General features: G+C 72.5%; 22 protein-coding genes. 7 read left to right on the plus strand and 15 right to left on the minus strand.

Annotated elements, in window-relative coordinates; genetic code table 11:
* Window positions 1–72 precede the first annotated feature (72 nt).
* Window positions 73–555 carry a DUF3093 domain-containing protein gene (locus VT52_RS32955; RefSeq protein ID WP_046421475.1) on the plus strand — a complete coding sequence of 161 codons (483 nt, stop codon included), beginning with the start codon at window positions 73–75 and terminating at the stop codon, window positions 553–555.
* Window positions 556–638: 83 nt separating this feature from the next.
* Here the strand turns inward: VT52_RS32955 and VT52_RS32960 are convergent, their stop codons facing one another.
* The 4 genes from VT52_RS32960 to VT52_RS32975 all read right to left on the minus strand — a co-directional run bounded on the left by VT52_RS32960 (window position 639) and on the right by VT52_RS32975 (window position 4,152).
* On the minus strand, window positions 639–1,532 hold the full coding sequence (locus VT52_RS32960; RefSeq protein WP_063888347.1) for a hypothetical protein: 894 nt from the start codon (window positions 1,530–1,532) through the stop codon (window positions 639–641).
* Between the two features lie 13 nt (window positions 1,533–1,545).
* Window positions 1,546–1,842: a DUF4193 domain-containing protein gene (locus VT52_RS32965; RefSeq protein WP_037654155.1), complete on the minus strand. Its 297-nt coding sequence runs from the start codon at window positions 1,840–1,842 to the stop codon at window positions 1,546–1,548.
* Window positions 1,843–2,244: 402 nt separating this feature from the next.
* Window positions 2,245–3,492 (minus strand): sensor histidine kinase, encoded by a 1,248-nt coding sequence (locus VT52_RS32970; RefSeq protein WP_046421473.1) that lies wholly within the window; start codon window positions 3,490–3,492, stop codon window positions 2,245–2,247.
* A 6-nt stretch (window positions 3,493–3,498) separates the two neighbouring features.
* Window positions 3,499–4,152: a response regulator transcription factor gene (locus tag VT52_RS32975; RefSeq protein WP_046421472.1), complete on the minus strand. Its 654-nt coding sequence runs from the start codon at window positions 4,150–4,152 to the stop codon at window positions 3,499–3,501.
* Between the two features lie 410 nt (window positions 4,153–4,562).
* On the opposite strand from VT52_RS32975, the gene VT52_RS38300 reads away from it, so the two are divergent.
* Window positions 4,563–4,736, plus strand: a complete 174-nt coding sequence (locus VT52_RS38300; protein ID WP_164932606.1) for a hypothetical protein — start codon at window positions 4,563–4,565, stop codon at window positions 4,734–4,736.
* A gap of 124 nt (window positions 4,737–4,860) precedes the next feature.
* Here VT52_RS38300 and VT52_RS32980 read toward each other — a convergent pair whose 3' ends face one another.
* Both VT52_RS32980 and VT52_RS32985 read right to left on the minus strand, forming a co-directional pair.
* Window positions 4,861–5,676 (minus strand): inositol monophosphatase family protein, encoded by an 816-nt coding sequence (locus VT52_RS32980; protein ID WP_046421471.1) that lies wholly within the window; start codon window positions 5,674–5,676, stop codon window positions 4,861–4,863.
* An 8-nt stretch (window positions 5,677–5,684) separates the two neighbouring features.
* Window positions 5,685–6,812, minus strand: a complete 1,128-nt coding sequence (locus VT52_RS32985) for a ferrochelatase (RefSeq protein ID WP_046421470.1) — start codon at window positions 6,810–6,812, stop codon at window positions 5,685–5,687.
* A 185-nt stretch (window positions 6,813–6,997) separates the two neighbouring features.
* Here VT52_RS32985 and VT52_RS32990 point away from each other — a divergent pair, with 185 nt between their 5' ends.
* Complete coding sequence (locus VT52_RS32990) at window positions 6,998–8,239, plus strand: MFS transporter (protein ID WP_046421468.1); 1,242 nt, start codon at window positions 6,998–7,000, stop codon at window positions 8,237–8,239.
* On the plus strand, window positions 8,202–9,533 hold the full coding sequence (locus tag VT52_RS32995) for a D-arabinono-1,4-lactone oxidase (protein ID WP_046421467.1): 1,332 nt from the start codon (window positions 8,202–8,204) through the stop codon (window positions 9,531–9,533). Before VT52_RS32990 ends, VT52_RS32995 begins: the two co-directional genes overlap by 38 nt.
* Here VT52_RS32995 and VT52_RS33000 read toward each other — a convergent pair.
* Complete coding sequence (locus VT52_RS33000; RefSeq protein ID WP_046421466.1) at window positions 9,457–10,236, minus strand: hypothetical protein; 780 nt, start codon at window positions 10,234–10,236, stop codon at window positions 9,457–9,459. The two genes, VT52_RS32995 and VT52_RS33000, sit on opposite strands and share 77 nt — an antisense overlap.
* Before the next feature lie 480 nt (window positions 10,237–10,716).
* Between VT52_RS33000 and sepH the strand changes: the two genes are divergently transcribed.
* A complete protein-coding gene (sepH, locus tag VT52_RS33005; protein ID WP_046421464.1) occupies window positions 10,717–11,760 on the plus strand; it encodes a septation protein SepH in 1,044 nt (347 codons plus the stop codon).
* Between the two features lie 69 nt (window positions 11,761–11,829).
* On the opposite strand, the gene VT52_RS33010 is transcribed toward sepH, so the two are convergent.
* Complete coding sequence (locus VT52_RS33010) at window positions 11,830–12,681, minus strand: sulfurtransferase (RefSeq protein ID WP_046421463.1); 852 nt, start codon at window positions 12,679–12,681, stop codon at window positions 11,830–11,832.
* A 335-nt stretch (window positions 12,682–13,016) separates the two neighbouring features.
* Here VT52_RS33010 and VT52_RS33015 point away from each other — a divergent pair, with 335 nt between their 5' ends.
* Window positions 13,017–13,808, plus strand: coding sequence for a VOC family protein (locus VT52_RS33015; protein ID WP_046421461.1), 792 nt, complete (start codon window positions 13,017–13,019; stop codon window positions 13,806–13,808).
* 90 nt (window positions 13,809–13,898) lie between these two features.
* Here the strand turns inward: VT52_RS33015 and VT52_RS33020 are convergent, their stop codons facing one another.
* Genes VT52_RS33020 through VT52_RS33040 form a run of 5 tightly spaced genes read right to left on the minus strand, consistent with a single transcriptional unit; the run spans window position 13,899 to window position 19,731 of the window.
* Window positions 13,899–14,549 (minus strand): thymidine kinase, encoded by a 651-nt coding sequence (locus tag VT52_RS33020; protein WP_046421460.1) that lies wholly within the window; start codon window positions 14,547–14,549, stop codon window positions 13,899–13,901.
* Window positions 14,550–14,600: 51 nt separating this feature from the next.
* Window positions 14,601–15,791, minus strand: a complete 1,191-nt coding sequence (locus VT52_RS33025; protein WP_046421458.1) for an alkaline phosphatase family protein — start codon at window positions 15,789–15,791, stop codon at window positions 14,601–14,603.
* The gene (locus VT52_RS33030) at window positions 15,791–16,387 is read right to left on the minus strand and encodes a DUF5998 family protein (protein WP_046421457.1); all 597 of its coding nucleotides are present in this window, start codon (window positions 16,385–16,387) and stop codon (window positions 15,791–15,793) included. The genes VT52_RS33025 and VT52_RS33030 overlap by 1 nt, the downstream gene beginning before the upstream one ends.
* 1 nt (window position 16,388) lies before the next feature.
* On the minus strand, window positions 16,389–16,841 hold the full coding sequence (locus VT52_RS33035; protein WP_053055506.1) for a hypothetical protein: 453 nt from the start codon (window positions 16,839–16,841) through the stop codon (window positions 16,389–16,391).
* Between the two features lie 10 nt (window positions 16,842–16,851).
* Window positions 16,852–19,731, minus strand: coding sequence for a bifunctional acetate--CoA ligase family protein/GNAT family N-acetyltransferase (locus tag VT52_RS33040; RefSeq protein ID WP_206306674.1), 2,880 nt, complete (start codon window positions 19,729–19,731; stop codon window positions 16,852–16,854).
* A 145-nt stretch (window positions 19,732–19,876) separates the two neighbouring features.
* On the opposite strand from VT52_RS33040, the gene VT52_RS33045 reads away from it, so the two are divergent.
* Window positions 19,877–20,158 (plus strand): HPr family phosphocarrier protein, encoded by a 282-nt coding sequence (locus tag VT52_RS33045; RefSeq protein WP_046421456.1) that lies wholly within the window; start codon window positions 19,877–19,879, stop codon window positions 20,156–20,158.
* Between the two features lie 171 nt (window positions 20,159–20,329).
* On the opposite strand, the gene VT52_RS33050 is transcribed toward VT52_RS33045, so the two are convergent.
* Window positions 20,330–21,016: a GntR family transcriptional regulator gene (locus VT52_RS33050; protein ID WP_046421454.1), complete on the minus strand. Its 687-nt coding sequence runs from the start codon at window positions 21,014–21,016 to the stop codon at window positions 20,330–20,332.
* A gap of 201 nt (window positions 21,017–21,217) precedes the next feature.
* Window positions 21,218–21,961, minus strand: coding sequence for a M23 family metallopeptidase (locus VT52_RS33055; RefSeq protein WP_046421453.1), 744 nt, complete (start codon window positions 21,959–21,961; stop codon window positions 21,218–21,220).
* Window positions 21,962–21,970 lie beyond the last annotated feature (9 nt).

A 21,970-nucleotide genomic window follows, 5' to 3' on the forward strand; every position in this document is an offset into this window, starting at 1 on the left:
CACCCGACGGCGCTCCGCACCGGCACCACCCTCATTCCGGCCCATACAGGATGCCGTGCCAAGCTTGGCTCCATGCAGCACTCCGCGACCCCGTACGAAGAACGCCTCACCGCTCCCCGCTCGTGGTGGCTGATCAGCTTTCTCGTGGGCGTCTCCTGCGCCCTGATCCTGTTCCCGTTCGGCACCCTGCCGATCCTGGGCGGCCTGGTCGGCGGTACGGCCGCGGCCGCGGTGGTCGCCAGCTCCTACGGCTCCCCACGCATCCGCGTCGTCGGCGACTCGCTGATCGCGGGCGAGGCGAAGATCCCGGTGTCGGCGCTGGGCGAGTCCGAGGTGCTGGAGCCGGAGGAGGCCCGCGCCTGGCGCACCTACAAGGCCGATGTCCGCGCGTTCCTGCTGCTGCGCGCGTACATCCCGAGGGCACTGCGGGTGATCGTCACGGACCCCGAGGACCCGACGCCGTACCTGTACCTGTCGACGCGTGAACCGGAGCGGCTGGCGGCGGCGATCGAGGCGGCGCGCAGGGCGAACGCCGCCACCCCGGCGGAGAGCTAGGAACCGGCCTCCGGGAGGCCTCCCGGAAGGACTCAGGAGGGCCGGAAAGGGCCCGGGAAGAGCCGAGGGGGGTTCGGGACGGGTCAGAGCCCCTTGTGAAGACCGCGCAGTCTCAGGGGCTTGGCAGGCTGCTCCAGCGGCGGCAGCTGCTCCAGCTCCTCCCAGGGCACCTGGATCTCGCGCAGGTCGGCACGGACGCGGGCCGCGAGTCTTCTGGTGTCCCGGCGGTTCAGGACCGCCCCGACCGCGGCGCCCACCATGAACGGCATCAGTGTGGGCATGTCCCGCACCATCCGCTTCATGATCTGCTGGCGCAGTTCGCGCTTCATGCGGCCGCCGAGGGCCGCGTCGTACGTCGACGGCTTCATCACGTCGATGCCGCGCTCCCCCGACCAGGAGGACAGATACGCGGTGCTGCGGACCTTGAGGTTGCCGGGCGGCCGGAGGCCGTACACCTCGTGCAGTTCCGCGATGAGTTTCAGCTCGACCGCAGCGACCCCGGTGATCTCCGTGGCCAGTTCGGTCGGCAGGGCGGGCGGCACGGGCAGCATCGCCGCCGCACCGACCCCGGCCCCGATGGTCGAGGTACCGGCCGCGGCGCCCGCCACCAGCTTGTCGGCCAGTTCCTCGGGTCCGAGACCGGGGAACTGCCTGCGCAGGGTCGCGAGGTCGCGTACGGGCACCCGCGGGGCGATGTCGATGACACGGTCCGCGAGGTAGGCCAGCCCCGCACGAGCGCGGTCACCGCTCCTGCGGGCGCCTTCCCGGGCGATGACCCGTGCCTGTCGCCTGGCGATGGGCACGGGTCGTCGTTTCGGCGCCGGGTGGTCGGCCCGGTCCGCCGTCTGTTCGAGCGAGGCTCCCCTGTCCGGGGAGCCACGCTCGTCGTCACGCGCGCCGAGTGGGCCGTCGAGCGACCCTTGGTCCGCTTTCCGCAGGGAGAAGCGGCGCTTCCGGGGAGGGGTCGAGCCAGTCATGGCCGACCCGTCCTCAGTCGCAGTCGCGGCAGATCGGCTGACCGTTCTTCTCGCGGGCCAGCTGGCTGCGGTGGTGGACCAGGAAGCAGCTCATGCAGGTGAACTCGTCCTGCTGCTTCGGCAGGACCCGGACGGCCAGTTCCTCGTTCGAGAGGTCCGCTCCGGGCAGTTCCAGGCCCTCGGCGGCCTCGAACTCGTCGACGTCCACCGCGGAGGTGGTCTTGTCGTTCCGCCGGGCCTTCAGCTCTTCCAGGCTGTCCGAGTCGACGTCATCGTCGGTCTTGCGTGGAGTGTCGTAGTCGGTTGCCATATCGCTCTCCCCCTCTGGGTGTCTGCGGTGTCTCCAGCGCACGTAACGCGTGAGAGGCCGGACTTGTGCCCGACCTGAGGCGGAGATTTTGCCTCACATCAAGGGCTGTTACTCAATCGACACCCAACCCGATCCCTCAAGAGTGATCGGCTTGGATGGCGGTGAGGACCGTACACGCTTCGAATACCGCACCTCAAAGGCGCCTCATCGTGTACTTCCCGTGATCAAGAGCCCTGAAAACCAGGACTTTTCAGGCTTTCTGCCTTCTGTCATGATCACTGACAGTACATGGCCGGAAATCCGCCCATGTGATCGATCACACAAACAGAAGCCCATTCGGCCTCTGAAAAATTCCGCGTGAAGCGAACATCTCCCGCGTGTGTCGACGGAATGGGCGGTCGATCACAGCGGCAGTGTCACACGCATCACGAGACCACCGCCCTCGCGGGGCCGCGCCGCGATGTGGCCGCCGTGCGCCCGAGCCACGGACCGCACGATGGACAAGCCGAGGCCGACGCCCTTGTCGCTGCCCGTGCGCTCGGTGCGCAGCCTTCGGAAGGGCTCGAAGAGATTGTCGATCTCGTACGCCGGCACCACCGGACCGGTGTTCGAGACGGTGAGCACCGCCTGTCCGTGCTGGACCTCGGTGTCCACCTCGACCCATCCCTCCTCGGCCACGTTGTACCGCACGGCGTTCTGTACGAGGTTCAGCGCGATGCGCTCCAGGAGCACACCGTTTCCCTGCACCACGGCCGGGGCGCGCTCGCCGCGGATCTCCACGCCCTTGGCCTCCGCCTCGGAGCGCACCTGGTCGATGGCCCGGGTGGCGACCTCGGACAGGTCGACCGGTTTGCGCTCCACGATCTGGTTGTCGCTGCGGGCGAGCAGCAGCAGGCCCTCGACCAGTTGCTCGCTGCGCTCGTTGGTGGCCAGCAGCGTCTTGCCGAGTTGCTGCAGCTCCACCGGCGCGCCCGGATCGGAGAGGTGGACCTCCAGGAGGGTGCGGTTGATCGCGAGCGGGGTGCGCAGCTCGTGCGAGGCGTTGCCGACGAAGCGCTGCTGGGCGGTGAAGGCCCGCTGGAGCCGCTCCAGCATCTCGTCGAAGGTGTCCGCCAGCTCCTTGAGCTCGTCGTCCGGGCCGTCCAGCTCGATCCGGCGGGACAGGTCGGAGCCGGCCACCGCGCGGGCGGTGCGGGTGATCCGGCCGAGCGGGGACAGCACCCGGCCGGCCATCGCGTAACCGAACGCAAAGGCGATCACCGCGAGGCCCAGCAGGGCCAGCAGCGAGCGGCTGAGCAGGTTGTCCAGGGCGACCTGGCGGCGGTGGTCCACGCACCGGCTGATCGCGTCGTTGAAGTCCGCCAGGGGCAGGCTGGTGGTGTTGATCGCGGGGCAGTTGTCGCTGGAGACCTTCAGCTCCTGGAAGCTGACGATCTTGAAAAGCGGCTGGTTGCCGGTGCTGATGGCCTGCGCGGCGAGCAGGTAGATGATCGACAGCAGCAGGATGCCGGCGATCAGGAACATGCCGCCGTACAGCAGCGTGAGCCGTATGCGGATCGTGGGCCGCAGCCAGGGGAAGGGAGGCTGGGGGCGCCGTGGGTCCCAGGTGGGCTTCGGGGGGGTCTGCGGGGGTGCGGGGGTCTGGGCCACGGTCGATCAGATCCGGTAGCCGGAGCCGGGCACGGTGACGATCACGGGAGGCTCGCCGAGTTTGCGGCGCAGGGTCATGACCGTCACCCGGACCACGTTGGTGAACGGGTCGGTGTTCTCGTCCCAGGCCTTCTCCAGCAGCTGCTCCGCCGAGACGACCGCGCCCTCGCTGCGCATCAGCACCTCCAGGACCGCGAACTCCTTGGGCGCGAGCTGGACCTCCTTGCCCTCGCGGAAGACCTCGCGGCGGTTGGGGTCCAGCTTGATGCCGGCGCGCTCCAGGACCGGCGGCAGCGGCACGCTGGTGCGGCGGCCCAGGGCGCGCACGCGGGCGATCAGCTCGCTGAACGCGAACGGCTTGGGCAGGTAGTCGTCGGCACCGATCTCCAGGCCCTCGACCCGGTCGCTCACGTCACCGGAGGCGGTGAGCATCAGCACCCGGGTGGCCATGCCCAGCTCGACGATCTTGCGGCAGACGTCGTCGCCGTGCACGAGCGGGAGGTCGCGGTCGAGGACGACCACGTCGTAGTCGTTGACGCCGATGCGTTCCAGGGCGGCCGCACCGTCGTACACGACGTCGACGGCCATGGCCTCCCGGCGCAGTCCGGTGGCCACCGCATCGGCGAGCAGCTGCTCGTCCTCGACGACGAGTACGCGCACGTCCCTTGTCCTTCCTGTGTCCACCCGCGTAGCGCCCCGGGGCGCCGGCACGGGCAGGGTTGTTCGTGGAGTGTGACCTCCATCCTGCCCTTTTCGGCCATAAGTCGGCTGTAAACGGGGTCCGGCCGCGGGAACGGGGGCCCCGGGCGGGAATAACGAGATTTTCTCCACCGCCGAGGTTTCCCGGAACGGGAGCGGGGGGAGGACGGGTTTACACCCCGCGATCACGCTCTGCATGTGCCGCACCACCATGCGGTACCCGGCGATCCGCTTGTGCAGGTCGGACGCGGGTGTCCGGCACCGTAGCCGCCCGGCCGGGCGCGCCGGGCACCCGTTGGAGACGTGATCGTCCTTTCCCACGGCACACCCCCGTGCCACCGACCCACCGACCCAGGACGAGGGGGCGCAGCATGGACGCTTTCACCGCAGGACTTCTCCAGCGCATAAAGACGACCGAGTCCGACCTGTCGCGGGCCCGCGACGAGGGCGACGACTTCCTCGTGGAGGTGGAGCAGGCAGAGCTGGACGACCTGCGCCGCCTCGCCGCCGAACACGGTGTGGAGGTCGGCGCGACCCGCGTCTGATCCACCCGAGCGACACCGGCACGGCACCAGCACGGCACCAGCACGCGAGGGGACCCCGGCGAATCCAGCGCCGGGGTCCCCTCGCGTCGTCGTGGGCGGTCCACCGTCCCGTCCGGGCGGACCGTCAGTCGTGCCAGGCCCCGAAGTCCTCCAGCAGCCCCTGGAGGGGCTCGAAGACGCCCGGGGTGCCCGCCAGCGTCAGATCCCGTGACGGGCCCTGTGCGGGCCGTCCACCGGTCAGCGCGCCCGCTTCCCGGGCGATGAGGTCCCCCGCGGCGTAGTCCCACGGGTTCAGTCCGCGCTCGTAGTAGCCGTCGAGCCGGCCGCAGGCCACGTCGCACAGGTCGATGGCCGCCGAGCCGCCCCGCCGGATGTCCCTGACCAGCGGGATGAGCCGGGCGGCCACCTCGGCCTGGTGGGCGCGCACATCGCTGACGTAGTTGAAGCCGGTGGAGACCAGCGCCTGGTCCAGCGGGGGCGCGGGGCGGCAGGCGAGCGCTCGTTCGCCCTCCCATGCGCCGGTGACCCAGGCGCCGCCGCCGCGCACCGCGTGGTACGTCTCGCCGCGCATCGGGGCCGCGACGACCCCGGCGACGGTCTCGCCGTCCTGCTCGGCGGCGATGGACACGGCCCAGGTGGGCAGGCCGTAGAGGTAGTTCACGGTGCCGTCGAGCGGGTCGATCACCCAGCGCACGCCGCTGGTGCCGGCGGCCGAGGCGCCCTCCTCGCCGAGGAAGCCGTCGTCCGGGCGCTGCCCGGAGATCAGATCGGTGATCAGCTTCTCGGCCGCGATGTCCATCTCGGTGACGACGTCGATCGGGCTGGACTTGGTCCGCGCCACGGCGAGATCGGCCGGGCGGCCGTCCCGCAGCAGTTCGCCGGCGCGGCGGGCGGCCTCCCGGGCCAGCCGCAGCAGGTCCAGGTGCAGGGCGTCGGTCACGGGTCTCCTCACGCGTAGGGGCTGTCGGCCCCGGCCGCGGCCGGGCGGGGCGCCCGGGACGGGCAGCAGCCGACGGGGCAGACGTTATGGCTCGCACCCAGGGTGCCCAGGACGCAGGGGGTGATGCCCTGGCCGCGCTCGGCGGCGGCGCGCTCCAGGACCAGCTCGCGCACGGCGGCCACGAACCGGGGGTCGTCGCCCACGGTGGCCGAGCGGCGCACCGGCAGCCCCAGTTCCCCGGCCTTGGCGACGGCCTCGGTGTCGAGGTCGTACAGGACCTCCATGTGGTCGGAGACGAAGCCGATGGGGGCCATGACGACCGCCGGGACGCCGGCCGCGTGCCGCTCCTCCAGGTGGTCGCAGATGTCGGGCTCCAGCCACGGGATGTGCGGGGCGCCGGAGCGGGACTGGTAGACGAGGCGCCAGGGGTGGTCCACGCCGGTGCGCTCGCGGACGGCGTCGGCGATCAGCCGGGCCACCTCCAGGTGCTCCTCGACGTAGGCGCCGCCCTCGCCGTGCGCTTCCACGGGGCCGGAGGTGTCGGCGGCGGCCGTGGGGATGGAGTGGGTGCTGAAGGCGAGGTGGGCGCCGTCGCGGACCTCCTCGGGGAGGTCGGCGAGGGAGCGCAGCACGCCGTCGATCATCGGCTCGACGAAGCCTGGGTGGTTGAAGTAGTGCCTGAGCTTGTCGACCTTCGGGAGCTCCAGACCCTCGGACTCCAGGGCGGCCAGCGCCTCGGCGATGTTCTCGCGGTACTGGCGGCAGCCCGAGTAGGAGGCGTAGGCGCTGGTGGCGAGGACCAGGATGCGGCGGCGGCCGTCGGCGGCCATCTCGCGCAGGGTGTCCGTCAGGTACGGCGCCCAGTTGCGGTTGCCCCAGTAGACGGGCAGGTCCAGGCCGTGTCCGTCGAAGTCCTCGCGCAGGGCCTTCAGGAGGGCCCGGTTCTGGCCGTTGATGGGGCTGACCCCGCCGAACCGGAAGTAGTGCTTCCCGACCTCCTTCAGGCGTTCCTTCGGGATGCCGCGCCCGCGCGTGACGTTCTCCAGGAACGGGACCACGTCGTCGGGGCCCTCGGGGCCGCCGAAGGAGAGCAGGAGCAGGGCGTCGTACGGGGTGGCATCGAGCGCGTCTGGCATGTCTCGATCCTGCCACCCGGCACCGGCAACCCGGCAACCGCGGGGTGAAGAGTCGGGATCCGGCGGGTTCCCGCCGAAATTTCCGCAGCGCTTCCCGCAGCCGAGACCGAGTGCACTTAGGGTTACCTAACTCGTAAGCTGTATCCGCCGCATTGGCGCCTTACCGGAACCCCCTCGGAGACCACGTGCCCAGCCCCTACAGAGCCCTCTTCGACGTGCCCGGGACCAAGGCCTTCTCGGCCGCGGGACTCGTCGGCCGGATGCCGCTGTCCATGATGGGCATCGGCGTGGTCACGATGATCTCCCAGCTCACCGGGCGCTACGGGCTCGCGGGCGCGCTGTCGGCCACCATCGCGCTGTCCGCCGCGGTGCTCGGACCGCAGGTCTCCCGGCTGGTGGACCGGCACGGGCAGAGCCGGGTGCTGCGCCCCGCGACCCTGGTGGCCCTCGCCGCGGCCGCCGGCCTGCTGCTGGCCGCGCACTTCGGGTGGCCGGACCAGGTGCTGTTCGTCTGCGCCGCCGGGATCGGCGCGGTGCCGAGCCTGGGCGCGATGATCCGGGCCCGCTGGGCCGCCCTGTACCGGGGCACGCCCAAGCTGCACACCGCCTACTCCTTCGAGTCGGTCGTGGACGAGATCTGCTTCGTCTTCGGGCCGATCGTCTCCATCGGTCTGTGCACGGTCTGGTTCCCGGAGGCGGGCCCGCTGCTCGCCGCCGTCTTCCTGGCGGCCGGCGTGTGCTGGCTGACCGCCCTGCGGGCCACCGAGCCCGCTCCGCACCCGCGCGAGCGGCAGGGCGGGGGCGGCGGCACCGCGCTGCGGTCGCCGGGGCTCCAGGTGCTGGTGGCGGCCTTCGTGGCGACCGGTGCGGTCTTCGGCTCGGTGGACGTGGTCACGGTCGCCTTCGCCGACGAACGCGGCCACAAGGGCGCCGCGAGCGTGGTGCTCGCCCTGTACGCGGCCGGCTCCTGCGCGGCGGGCGCGGTCTTCGGGCTGCTGCGGCCGGCCGGGGCGGCGGAACGCCGCTGGCTGGTGGGCCTGGCCGCCATGGCCGTGAGTATGATCCCCCTCCTACTGGTCGGAAACCTGCCGCTTCTGGCCGTGGCGCTGTTCGTTGCGGGGCTGTCCATCGCACCGACGATGATCACGACGATGTCCCTCATCGAAGAGCACGTACCTCGCGCGCGGCTCACCGAGGGCATGACCTGGGTGAGCACCGGCCTCGCGGTCGGCGTGGCGCTCGGTTCCTCGCTGGCCGGTTCGGTGATCGACGCCGCCGGGGCGCGCGCCGGGTACGGGGTCCCGGTGCTCTCCGGGGCCGTCGCGGTCGTGGTCGGTTTCCTCGGGTACCGCCGGCTGCGCAGGCCGGCCGCGGGTCGGGGAGGAACCGTTGAGCAGCACAGCGAGCGGGAAGACGAGCGGCGCTAACAGCACATGGCGTAACTGGGGCGGGAACGTCACGGCCCGGCCCGCCCGGCAGGTGGCGCCGGTCTCGGTGGACGAGCTGGCCGCGGCGGTGCGCCGGGCGCGGGAGGACGGGCTGCCGGTGAAGGCCGTCGGCACCGGGCACTCCTTCACGTCGATCGCGGCCACCGACGGCGTGTTGATACGCCCTCAACTGTTGACGGGCATACGCGACGTCGACCGGGATTCCATGACGGTCACGGTCGAGGCGGGCACCCCGCTCAAGCGACTCAACGCGGTGCTGGCGCGCGAGGGTCTGTCGCTCACCAACATGGGCGACATCATGGAGCAGACGGTCTCCGGGGCCACCAGCACCGGCACCCACGGCACGGGCCGCGACTCAGCCTCCATCGCCGCCCAGATCAAGGGCCTCGAACTCGTCACGGCGGACGGCTCGGTGCTCACCTGCTCCGCGACGGAGAACCCCGAGGTCTTCGCCGCCGCCCGGCTGGGGCTCGGCGCGCTCGGCGTCGTCACCGCGATCACCTTCGCCGTGGAGCCGCTGTTCCTGCTGGCGGCGCGCGAGGAGCCGATGCCCCTCGACCGGGTCCTCGCCGAGTTCGATCAGCTCTGGGCGGAGAACGAGCACTTCGAGTTCTACTGGTTCCCGCACACCGGGAACACCAACACCAAGCGCAACAACCGCAGCGCGGGCCCCGAGCGGCCCGTCGGGCGGCTGGCCGGGTGGTTCGAGGACGAGTTCCTCTCCAACGGCCTCTTCCAGGTGACCCAGTGGGCCGGCCGGGCCGCGCCCGCGAGCATCCCGGGGATCGCGAAGGTCTCCAGCAGGGCGCTGTCCGCGCGGACGTACACCGACATCCCCTACAAGGTCTTCACCTCGCCGCGCCGGGTGCGCTTCGTGGAGATGGAGTACGCCGTTCCGCGCGCGGCCCTGGTGGAGACGCTGCGCGAGCTGAAGGCCATGGTCGAGCGCTCCGGGCTGCGCGTCAGCTTCCCGGTGGAGGTGCGCACCGCTCCCGCCGACGACATCACCCTGTCCACCGCCTCGGGCCGGGACAGCGCCTACATCGCCGTCCATATGTACCGGGGCACGCCGTACCAGTCGTACTTCACCGCCGCGGAGCGGATCTTCACCGCGCACGAGGGGCGGCCGCACTGGGGCAAGGTGCACACCCGGGACGCGGAGTACCTCGCACGGGTGTATCCGCGGTTCGCCGAGTTCACGGCGCTGCGGGATCGTCTCGACCCGGATCGGCTGTTCCGGAACGACTACTTGCGGAGGGTGCTGGGGTCGTAGGCGCCCCGGCGGACCCGCTGGGCGTGGGGGCCGGGCCGGCCTGGTCCCCGTCGGCCGTCCCGTCCGGCGAGGCGCTCGGCGAGGGCGACGCCGGGTCCGCCGTACCGCCGTCGGAGCCGGAACCCGAGCCGGATTCCGCGCCCGCGCCGGATTCCGGTGTCGATCCCGGGGAGTGGCCGTCGTCCGGCGAGGTGCCGTCACCCGGGGAGGTGTGCGAAGGAAGCTGACCGGGGTCATCCGTTCGGTGGACGGCGGGCTTCCGGCCGACGACCGCGTCGCCGACGGTCGTACCGGACCCGCCGCTGAAGCTGCTGCCGGAGACCAGTTCGTAGGTCGTGATGCCGCCCATGGTCACCCCGAACACGAGAGCTGCCGCGATCACCGGCCGCCGCCAGCTCCTGACCCGCGCGCGGTAGACGGTGCCCGGGGAGTACTCGCCCTCGGCGGGCGGACCCGCGAGCGGCGACACGGCGGCCGGCGTCTTGGCCACCCGCAACTGCTCCCCGGTGCGCCGGAAGAAGTGCTGGAAGACGGAGCCGCCGCAGGTGGCGATCACGCTGACGACACCGGCGCCGAGGATGGTGCCGTACACGCCGAAGGAAGAGGCCAGTTTCGCCGCGATGACCGCCGCCAGGGCGCTGCCCGCCACCTGCGGGACGTTCAGGTCGATGCGCTTGCGCTCCGCATCGGGTTTTTCGCGCATACCCGGAGCTTGCCTGCCTTTCCCGTACTTGATCGACATCGAGGTACCGACTGCATGAGATAGGGACGTATGCGCGAAACCATTGGTTCCGCTTCCGGGGATCGCGTGAAGTACGCCACGCCCATGATCCACAAAACCGGTTGCGCGAGGCTCGCGCGCATCCCTTGCCGGAAGTTGGGCGGCGCGCCAATCCACGCACGTGGTCCGAATGGAGTACTGTTGCGAACCCTGGGTCCGGCCTCCCATCAGGGTGTCCGCGACCACCAAGGACCGCCGGGAGGGAGCTAGTTGCACAGGGTGACGGACTTTGTCACTCAGCGTGGCGAACTGGTTACCGTGCCATAACGGCGATCCAGGGCCCGTGCTCGACACGCCGGGCAACTCGGCAAGGTTGTGGCAGGCTGCACCCGGGCAGGCCACACTCGACTAGCGGAAGCAGCGACGCACGTGACGTCGGCAGGCACCACCCGGGAGGTCCCCATGCCCGAACTGCGTGTCGTGGCCGTCTCGAATGACGGCACACGGCTGGTGCTGAAGGCTGCCGACGCAACGGAGTACACGCTTCCGATCGACGAGCGGCTGCGCGCCGCCGTGCGCGGCGACCGGCCACGCCTCGGCCAGATCGAGATCGAGGTCGAGAGCCATCTGCGCCCCCGTGACATCCAGGCGCGGATACGAGCCGGTGCCACGGCGGAGGAAGTCGCACAGCTCGCGGGCATCCCCGTCGACCGGGTGCGTCGCTTCGAGGGGCCGGTGCTGGCCGAACGCGCCTTCATGGCCGAGCGGGCCCGCAAGACCCCGGTCCGCCGCCCCGGCGAGAACTCGGGACCGCTGCTCGGCGAGGCCGTCCAGGAACGGCTGTTGCTGCGCGGCGCCGAGAAGGACACCGTGCAGTGGGACTCCTGGCGCCGCGACGACGGCACCTGGGAGGTGCTGCTGGTCTACCGGGTCGCGGGCGAACCGCACTCGGCGAGCTGGACGTACGACCCGCCCCGGCGACTGGTCCAGGCCGTGGACGAGGAGGCGCGCTCGCTGATCGGCGAGTCCGACGATCTCGCCGTACCGGAGCCGAGCTTCCCGTTCGTCCCGCGCATCGCCCGGCTGCCGCGCGAGCGTTCGATGGACCGCGCCCTCGACCGGCAGACCGAGCGGGAGCGGCCGAGCCTGCCCGCGCAGTCGTCCGAGCCGGCCGAGGAGACCACCGGCGAACGGGACTCGCTGACCAGCCTGCTGGAGGCGGTGCCGTCCTTCCGCGGCGACATGGTGGTGCCGGAGCTCACCCCGGAGAGCCCGGACGAGCCCGACGAGGAGGCCGCCGTGGAGGAGCCGCCGGCGCCCGCGGCCTCGGCCGGCTCGGCCTACGCGGACGTCCTCATGCCCCGCTCGGTCGGCAGCCACCGCGACCGGCTGACCGGCGCCACGGACCGCCAGGCCGAGGCCGACGGGGTCCGTCCCGGCCGCCGCGCGGCCGTCCCGAGCTGGGACGAGATCGTGTTCGGCACCCGGCGCAAGAAGCAGGAGTAGACCGTCGTACGACGCCGAGCGGGGCGGGACACCCAGGTGTTCCCGCCCCGCTCGGCGCTGCCGTGGCCGCTACTGCGGGTCGGCCCCCACCGCCACCGGCCGGGAGGGGTCCGCGGACCACTCCGACCACGAACCGACGTACAGGGCCGCGGGGATGCCCGCCACCGCGAGCGCCAGCACCTCGTGGGCGCCGGACACACCCGAGCCGCAGTAGACGCCCACCGGCGCGTCGGAGGAGACGCCGAGGGCCTTGAAGCGGTCCTTCAGCTCGACCGCGGGCAGGAAACGGCCGTCGGGACCCACGTTCTCCGTCGTCGGCGCCGAGACCGCGCCGGGGATATGACCGCCGACCCGGTCCACGGGCTCGACCTCGCCCCGGTACCGCTCCCCCGCACGGGCGTCCAGCAGCACACCCGTACGGGCCAGTTCGGCGGCCCCGTCCGCGTCCAGCAGGCCCGCCGCGTCCGGCGCGGGCACGAAGTCACCCTCGGCCGGAACGGGCACCTGGGTAACCAACTCCCCCGTCCAGGAGGGCAACCCGCCGTCGAGGACCCGCACGTCCGGGTGACCCGTCCAGCGCAGCATCCACCACGCGCGGGCGGCCGCCCAGCCCTGCCCGCCGTCGTACACGACGACCGGACGGCTCGCCGACACACCCGCGCGGCGCATCGCGGCCCCGAACTGCGCGAGATCCGGCAGCGGGTGGCGGCCGTGCCCGCCCGGGGCACCGGCCAACTCCCGGTCCAGGTCGACGAAGACCGCGCCGGGGATGTGCCCGGCCGCGTGCTCGGCCCGGCCGTCGAACGGCGGGGCGCCCGCCGCCTTCGCCAGGCTCAACTGCCAGCGCACGTCGAGCAGGACCGGCGGCGCCCCGCCGGCGAGCGTCTCGGCGAGTTCGGGTGCGGTGATGATGACTGTCATGGCGCCATGCTTACGCCAAGGGTGGCCGCGGCGTCCAGGTCCGGCTACTCTGCTCGGCCGGGCGGACTCGATCACGACCCGTAGGGGATCGGACACATGCCGTGCACCCGACGGACATCAGTCGGACATCGTCAGGAAGCGGCGAAAGACGTCAGCCCAGGCATTCTTCCGGAAGACACCGTCGAACCGGCGGCGCGGCGACACCGCAGGGGCGCGCGACCGTGGAAGATGCGGACACACCGGTACGGGCGTACGCGCCGGCGGCGTGCACACACCTGCCGGAGGAGCGGAAGCGACACGGCCGCCGCACAAGGCGGCCGGGGAGAGAGTGATCGATGACCGAGGCACGGGAGTCGGCCGGTCCGCAGGCGCTGCGCGCGCCCGGCACACCCTGCTGGGTGAGTCTGATGGCGCACCGGCTCACCGCCACCGAGGAGTTCTACGGGGAGCTGTTCGGCTGGGAGTTCCGGCCGGGCCCGCAGCAGCTCGGCCCGTACGTGCGGGCGTTGCTCGACGGGCGTGAGGTGGCCGGCATGGGCCAGCTGCCGCCGGAGAACCGGCTGCCGATCGCCTGGACGCCCTATCTCGCCTCGGCGGACGTGGACCGCACGGCCGAGGCGGTACGGCTGTGCGGCGGCACGGTGGCGGTCGGCCCGCTGGACGCGGCCGAGGCCGGCCGGCTGGCCATCGCGGCGGACCCCTCGGGCGCGGTGTTCGGCATCTGGCAGGCGCCCGCGCATCTGGCGCCGGCGATCACCGGCGTACCGGGCACACCCGTGTGGAACGAACTGCTCACCTTCGAGACGGAGAGCGTCGCCAAGTTCTACGTGAGCGTGTTCGGTTACGAGACGGAGCCCGTGGTGTCCGCCGGGTTCGACTACATGACCCTGTGCGTCGGCGGGCGCCCGGTGGCCGGGCTGCACGGCGTGGGCCATGGGCTGCCCCGGGACCGGGGGCCGTACTGGGGGACCTATTTCGAGGTGGCCGACACCGCGGAGACGCTGCGCCAGGTGACGGTCCTCGGCGGCCGGATCGTCCGCACGGCCCATGACAGTGCGCACGGGCGGGTGGCCACGGTGGCGGATCCGGAGGGCGCGGTGTTCTCGGTGATCCAGGATCCGCGCTGACCGCTCGGCGACGGATCCTCCATGGAATCCGCGACGGATCCGCGACGGCCGCCCCGCCCGGTGCTACCGGCGGGCGGGGCGCCGACGGGCTCAGGAGGACGAGACGGGCAGTACGTCCGGGGACAGGGCCGCCGCGCGGGCCGTCGCGGCGGTCATCCGGCGCCGGTGGTGGCGGCGGCACAGCACCTCGTAACCGACCTCGCCCGCCGCCTGGTTGACGTCCCCGACGACGACCTGGGCGCCCTCGACCACCATCTGGCCGCCGATCGTGCGGGCGTTGTGCGTGGCGCGGGCGCCGCACCAGCACAGCGCCTCCACCTGGAGCACCTCGACGCGGTCGGCCAGCTCCACCAGCCGCTGGGAGCCGGGGAAGAGCTTGGAGCGGAAGTCGGTGGTGATACCGAAGGCGAAGACGTCCACGCCGAGGTCGTCCACCACGCGCGCCAGCTGGTCGATCTGCACGGGCGCGAGGAACTGCGCCTCGTCGGCGATCACATAGTCGATCCGGCCGCCCTGCGAGAGGTGGTCCACGATGTACACGTAGAGGTCCTGGGCGTCCGCGACCTCCACCGCGTCGGTGACCAGGCCGAGGCGCGAGGACAGCTTGCCCTCCCCCGCGCGGTCGTTGCGGGTGAATATCATCCCGGCCAGGCCACGCGCGGAGCGGTTGTGCTCGATCTGGAGAGCCAGCGTCGACTTCCCGCAGTCCATCGTTCCGGAGAAGAACACCAGCTCGGGCATGAGGGGTTGGACACCTTTCGGCGAGGGGGCGAAACAGCGGACGGGCGGCGGTCAGGAGCGTACTTCGAGCAGCGGTACCAGCTGCTCCACGGGAGTCATCGAACCGTGGTTGCCCACCAGCGCGGACTCCTTGGGCTCCCGCTCGGAAGCGATGATCAGGACGTCGTCGGACGCGGCCGCGACCACGTCGCCGAGCCGGGCGTACACCCGTTCGTCCACGTGCGGGCCGAACCAGCCGGCCTCGATCGCCTCGTCGCGCGAGGCCACCCAGAACTGCTCGCCGAGCACCTCGCGCCAGCAGGTCAGCACGTCGTTCGCGGCGCCCGGCACCGCGTACACGTGGCGGGCCCGGCCCTCGCCGCCCAACAGGGCGACCCCGGCGCTCAGTTCCCAGTCCGTGTCGAAGTCGAAGCGGTGCTCCTCGTCGAACGGCACGTCGATCATGCCGTGGTCGGCGGTGACGTAGAGCGCGCTGCGCGGGGGCAGTTGCTCGGCGAGGCGCTGGGCGAGCCGGTCGACGTACATCAGCTGGCCGCGCCAGGTGTCGGAGGCGACGCCGTAGCGGTGGCCCGCGCCGTCGAGTTCGGCGTAGTACGTGTACACCAGCGCGCGGTCCCCGGCGGCCAGTTGCGCGGCCGCGAGGTCCATCCGCTCCTCGCCGGACAGCCTGCCGTGGAAGCCGCCGCCGCTGAGCGCGACCTTGGTGAGCGGGGTGTGCTGAAACGTGGGCGAGGAGACCTGGGCGGCATGCACCCCGGCGTCATGGGCCAGCTGGAAGACGGTGGGGTACGGCTGCCAGCGGCCCGGGTCGGTGTACGGCTGCCAGCGGAGCTGGTTCATCAGCGCGCCGGTGGCCGGGTCGCGGACCGTGTAGCCGGGCAGGCCGTGGGCGCCGGGAGGCAGGCCGGTGCCGACGGAGGCGAGGGAGGTCGCGGTGGTCGCCGGGTAGCCCGCGGTGAGCGGCCGGCCGGTGCCGCCGCGCGAGCTGCCGAGCAGCGAGTTGAGGAAGGGCGCCTCGTCGGGGTGGGCGCGCAGCTGCTCCCAGCCGAGGCCGTCGACCAGGAAGACGCAGGCGCGGTCGACGGGGGCCAGCTCCGTGATCGCGGCGGTCATGCCGGGCACGCCCATGCCGGCGGCGAGCGTGGGGAGCAGGTCGGCGAGGGAGCCGGTGCCGTACTCGGGCAGCGGGGCGGTGGCCAGGGCGAGGGGCTCCGGGTGGTCCCAGGCGGAAAGCTGGGACATCAGCGGTCGAGATCCGCGGTCGCCTCGGAGAGGGCCTGCGCGAAGACGAGCGCCTCACGCACCGTCTCGGGGCCGTCCCCGGCCTCGCTGACGCGCAGGCTGAGGTCGTCCGCCGTGGAGTTGCCGGTGTAGCCGTGGTCGGCGTCGCAGTTGGGGTCGCCGCAGGCGGCGGGCTCCAGGTCGATACGGCTGACCGCGCCCCAGCCGATGGTCAGCACGACCTCGCGGGGCAGGGTGCCCGGGGTGTACTGCTCGGGGTTGGCGACCACGCGGCTGACCACCACGGACGAGATCCGGCCGAGCTTCACGGACTCGGTCGAGGTGGTGGCGTACGGGGTCGGGGAGGTGCTGTCGGCGGCCTGCTCGTCGGTGTGGCTGACGATGAAGCGGTTGGCGGTGAGGACCAGGACGGTCACATGGCGGCGCACCTCGTTCTGGTCGAACGTGGTCTCCTGGTGGACCAGGTACGACCGGATGGGCTCGCCGCCCACGGCGGCCTCCACCGCCTCGGCCACGAGGGCCGGGTAGTAGCCGCTGCGCTCGATCGCCGCTCGCAGCCCCTGGGTCGTCGTACTGGTCTTGGCCATGGCGTCCATCCTAGTCCGTGGACAGGGGCACTCCGGGCCAACGGGGCGTGCCGCCGGCGGGCGGTCCCGGCGCGTCCGGGGCACCGGAACCGGGCGTCCGCGGGTCCGGTGCCCGCCTGCTCCTCCGGACCAGCCCGTGCCGGATCTCCACCCGCTCGGCGGCGATCAGACAGGACACGGGTTCGTATCCACCGGCGTCCGCCTCGAACGCGACCACGACGGGCGTCGTCTCCCCGAGGGTCCGGGCCAGGCGTGCGCTCTCCTCGGCGGTGGGGGCGCGGAAAACGGGGTCCTGGAAGGCGAGCGGGCAGGACACGAGAGCGGGTGCGACGAAGACCACTTCCAGCGCGTGGTGGTACGTGAGGTCGTGATCGGCGGCCAGGCGCAGTGCCCCGGGGTCCCGGCCGGTCACCTCCCAGTCCCAACAGCTGCCCTCGGGGAGCCGGTGCCCGGCGATCTCCACCGGGCGGCGCTCAGTAGGCCGGCATGGTGCGCGGGCCGTGGTCGTCGCGGGCGGGCGGGGGCGCGAGCCGGACGGTGGCTCCGAGGACGCTCGCGCCGTGCGGGGCCACGACGACGGGTTCCAGGGTGACGGCGACCACCTCGGGATGGTCGTCGACCAGGCGGGAGACCCGCAGCAGCAGTTCCTCCAGCGCGGGAGTGTCCACGGGGGTGGAGCCGCGCCACCCGAACAGCAGGGGCGCGGTGCGGATCGCGCGCACCAGGGAGGTCGCCTCCCGGTCGGTGACCGGGATCAGGCGGTGCGCCGTGTCGTCCAGCAGCTGGGAGGCCGCACCGGCGAGACCGAAGGACAGCACGGCCCCGGCCGCCGGGTCGATCACGGTCCGTACGACGGTGTCGACGCCCCGGGGCGCCATCGCCTGCACCACCGGCCGCAGCTCCTCCGGCTTGCCGAACAGCTCGCTCAACTCGGCGTACGCCCGGCGCAGTTGCTCCTCGTCCGCGAGGTCGAGGCGTACGCCGCCCAGGTCGGCGCGGTGCCGCAGGTGCGGGGCGGTCGCCTTCAGCGCCACCGGGTAACCCAGGGTGCGGGCGGCCTCGACGGCGTCGTCCGGGGTGGGCGCGGGGAGCGCGCGGCGCACCTGGATGCCGTACTTCGCGAGCAGCTCACAGGTCTGCGCGTCCGGGATCGTGAGTCCCTCCCCGCGCTCCAGCAGCTCCCCGATCAGCCGTGCGGCCCCCTTCTCGTCTATGTCCTCGTACTCCGGCACCCTCCCCGGCTCGGCCGCCTCCCGCCGCCACTGCCCGTACCGAACCGCCTCGGCGAGGGCGCGCACGGCACGTTCGGCGGCGGGGTAGGCGGGAATGAGACCGGGGGTTCCGGGGGCGGGCGCCCCGGCCGCCTCCGCGGTGGGCAGGCGTTCCGCGGGGCGTTGGGACTCCCCCCGCTCGGGCGGGGCCGGGGACCGCGCGGGGTTCGCCCCGCCCTGCGTGCCGGGCGCCTTGTCGGCGGCCTGCGGTGCTGTGCTGGCCGCCGCGGAGAGCGCCTCCGCCAGCCCGCCCAGCTCCACGTGCACCACCAGCACCGGCTTGCCCGGCACCGCGGCCGAGGCCGACCGCAGTGCCTTCGCCAGCTCCGCGTCCCCCGGCGAGGCCTCCCCGATCGCGGGTATCGCCGTCACCACGACGGAGTCGTTCGTGTCGTCGGCCAGCGCGGCGCTCAGCGCCCGGTGGAAGTCCTCCGGGGTCGCCCCGGTCGTCAGATCGAGCGGCCGTGCCGGCCGCAGCCCCTCCGCGAGGCACCGGTCGTACGTCAGCACGCCCAGCGACTCGGAGTTCCCGAGGATCGCCACCCGGGGTCCGGCGGGCAGCGGCTGGCGGGCGAGCAGCAGCCCGGCGTCGACCAGCTCCGTGATGGTGTCGACCCGGATCACCCCGGCCTGGCGCAGCAGCGCGGAGACGGTCGCGTACGGCAGCCGCGTCGCGCGCACCGCGTGCCCCTGCGGTGCCGTGCCCGTCCCCTGCACCACCACCAGCGGCTTGGCCGCCGCCGTCCGCCGGGCGAGCCGGGTGAACTTGCGGGGGTTGCCGATGGTCTCCAGGTACATGAGGACGACATCGGTGTCCGGGTCCTCGTACCAGTACTGGAGGACGTCGTTGCCGGACACGTCCGCGCGGTTGCCCGCGGAGACGAACGTGGAGACGCCGGTGACCCCGGTGACCCCGCCGCCGCGCCGGTGCAGCCGGGACAGCAGCGCGATGCCGATGGCGCCGGACTGGGCGAACATGCCGATGCGGCCGGGGCGCGGCATCTCGGGGGCGAGGGAGGCGTTCAGCCGCACGCCCGGGGCGGTGTTGATGACGCCGAACGCGTTGGGCCCGATGATCCGCATGCCGTACGCCCGTGCCTGCCGCACCAGCGCCCGCTGCCGCTCCTTGCCCTCGGGACCGCTCTCGGCGTACCCGGCGCTGAGCACGACGAGCCCCTGCACGCCGTGTTCCCCGCACTCGGCGACCACCGCGGGCACGTACTCGGCCGGTACGGCGACCACGGCGAGGTCCACCGGCCCGTCGACGTCCCGCACGCAGCGGTACGCGGCCGCCCCGTCGACCTCCGCCAGGTCCTCGGGGAACGCCTTGTTCACGGCGTACAGCGGGCCCCCGTAACCGGCGTCGCGGATGTTGGCCAGGACGCTGCGGCCGACACCGCCGGGCGCGCGGCCGACGCCGACGACCGCGACGGAGCCGGGCGCGAGCAGCCGCTGCACGGAGCGGGCCTCGGCGCGCTGCTCACGCGCGTACTGCACGGCGAGGGCGCGGTCCGTGGGTTCGAGGTCCAGTTCCAGGCGTACGACGCCGTCCTCGAAGCTGCGCTTCTGGGTGTACCCGGCGTCCGTGAACACCTTGATCATCTTGTTGTTGGCGGGCAGCACCTCGGCGGCGAAGCGGCGGATGCCCCGCTCCCGGGCGACGGCTGCGATGTGCTCCAGCAGCGCGGAGGCGACCCCCCGGCCCTGGTGGGCGTCCTGCACCAGGAAAGCGACCTCGGCCTCGTCGGCGGGCCCGGACGCGGGCCGGCCGCCGGCCCCGATGCGGTCGTAGCGCACGGTGGCGATGAACTCGCCGCCCACGGTGGCCGCGAGGCCCACCCGGTCCACGAAGTCGTGGTGCGTGAAGCGGTGGACGTCCTTGGCGGACAGCCGGGGGTAAGGAGCGAAGAAACGGTAGTACTTGGACTCGTCCGAGACCTGCTCGTAGAAGTGGACCAGACGGTCGGCGTCGTCGACGGTGATGGGCCGGATGCGGGCGGTCCCCCCGTCCCGCAGCACCACGTCCGCCTCCCAGTGCGCGGGGTACTGGTACCGGCTCTGCGGTTCCGCCGAGGTTCGCATGGGCCCCAGCGTACGGCTCGCGCAGGACAACGGCGCGGGGCACTCTGTGGAGCACGGCCCAGGGGGTGCGCAGGCCCTCTTCTGGCATGCTCCACGATATGGAACACTGGTCTAGACAACCCTGAACAGTGAAGGGCAGCAACACATGGCTGAGCGCCGCGTCAACGTCGGCTGGGCCGAGGGTCTTCACGCCCGCCCCGCCTCCATCTTCGTCCGGGCCGCCACGGCCGCAGGCATTCCGGTGACGATCTGCAAGACCGGCGGCACCCCGGTCAACGCGGCCTCCATGCTGGGTGTCCTGGGCCTGGGCGCCCAGGGTGGCGAGGAGATCGTGCTCGCCTCCGACGCCGAGGGCGCGGACGCCGCCCTGGACCGGCTGGCCAAGCTGGTCGCCGAGGGCCTGGAAGAGTTGCCCGAGACGGTCTGAGCGAGATTCCGAGAGGCCGCGCCATCCCCAGCGGATGGCGCGGCTTCCGTGTTTTCGGGACGTCGCCGAATCAACCGTGACCGATATCGCCGGGGCCCGTCCGCTGGAATTCAGAACACCCGCAAATACATGGCCGCCGAATATCCACCCACTTTGTATACGGCACCCGTGTTAATTCCCCGCACCGGACATGTTTACGGCATGTTGCGAAGTCCGGGTACGCGTCGCGGCCCCGGGGACCCGCAGCCGGTGGGCCGCCGTCGCCCGCTCGGTGTGCAGCGCGGTCACCGTACGGGCGCGCTCGCCGTCACCGCGGGCCACCGCGTCCACGATCGCGCCGTGCTCCGCCCAGGTGCCGACCACGTCCGGCGGCGTGTCCACCGTGTACATCCAGGCGATCTTGTGACGCAGCTGCACGAGTGTCGAGGTCAGCGAGGGGCTGCCGCAGGACTGGGCCAGGGTCTCGTGGAACCAGCCGTCCAGGGCGCGCAGATCCTCGCCGCCGCCCCTCCGGGCGCGCTCCTGACCCAGCCGGACCAGGCCGCGCAGCACCTTCAGGTGGGCCTCGGTACGGCGCCGGGCGGCTCGCGCGGCGCCGAGCGGCTCCAGGAGCAGGCGCATCTCCAGCAGGTCGGCGGCCTCCTGCTCGGTCGGCTCGGCCACACAGGCGCCCGCGTGCCGGCGGGTCACCACGAAGCCCTCCGCCTCCAGGGTGCGCAGGGCCTCGCGCACGGGGACGCGCGAGACGCCGTAGCGGCGGGCGAGCACCTCCTCGGTGAGGCGGCCGCCGCGTTCGAGGGCGCCGGCGACGATGTCGTCCCGGATCGCCGTGCACACCGATTGCGCCGGAATACGCATGACCGACCTCCGCTTTAATACCCGCGACACGACACCGGCGACGGACGCGTGTTTTCCGTGAGCCTATTCCACCGGGCCAGAATTTCCGACGGCGGGCCTCGATCCATGGATATTTTTTGGACAGGGTCCCGGCGGGCATGGCCGGGGAATGGCGAAAGCCCCGGCCGGGTGGGCCGGGGCTTTCGATGCCGCGCGGGTCGGTCAGACGTTCACGCCGTGGCCGCGGAGGTAGGCGAGGGGGTCGACGTCGGAGCCGTAGTCGGGGCTGGTGCGCGCCTCGAAGTGCAGGTGCGGGCCGGTGACGTTGCCGGTCGCGCCGGACAGGCCGATCCGCTCGCCCGCGGTGACCCGCTGGCCCACCGTGACGCCGATGGAGGACAGGTGGCCGTACTGGGTGTACATGCCGTCGGCCATGCGGAGCACGATCTGGTTGCCGTACGCCCCGCCCCAGCCGGTGGAGACCACGGTGCCGGCGCCGACCGCGTGCACGGGGGTCCCGGTCATCGCGTGGAAGTCGATCCCGGTGTGCGAGCCGGAGGACCACAGCGAGCTGCTGGCCTTGTAGCCGGTGGACACATAGGAGTGCGCGATCGGGGCGACGAAGGCGTTCAGCCGCTTGCGCTCGGCCTCGCGGGCGGCGCGGGCCCTGGCCTCGCGGACCTCCTTCGCACGCGCGGCGGCGGCCTTCTCGGCCGCCTCGTGCTCGGCGATCCGCTGCTGGGCGACGGCCTGGGCGTCGATGTGCGCGGCGAGGTCCTCGGTGGCGGTGAGCACCGGGGTGAGCCCGGTCTGCTCGGCGGTGTGCTCGGCGGCGACCGCCGGGGACGCGGCGAGGGTGCCGATGACACCGGTGGTCGTCAGGGCCGCGATGCCGGCCGCCTGGGCGGTGGTGCGCTTGGCCCGGCCGGGCCTCCGGTGCTTCCCGGTGGCGCATATGAACGCCATGTGCGTGGC

This window comes from Streptomyces malaysiense (assembly GCF_000980885.2).
Taxonomy (GTDB): domain Bacteria; phylum Actinomycetota; class Actinomycetes; order Streptomycetales; family Streptomycetaceae; genus Streptomyces; species Streptomyces malaysiense.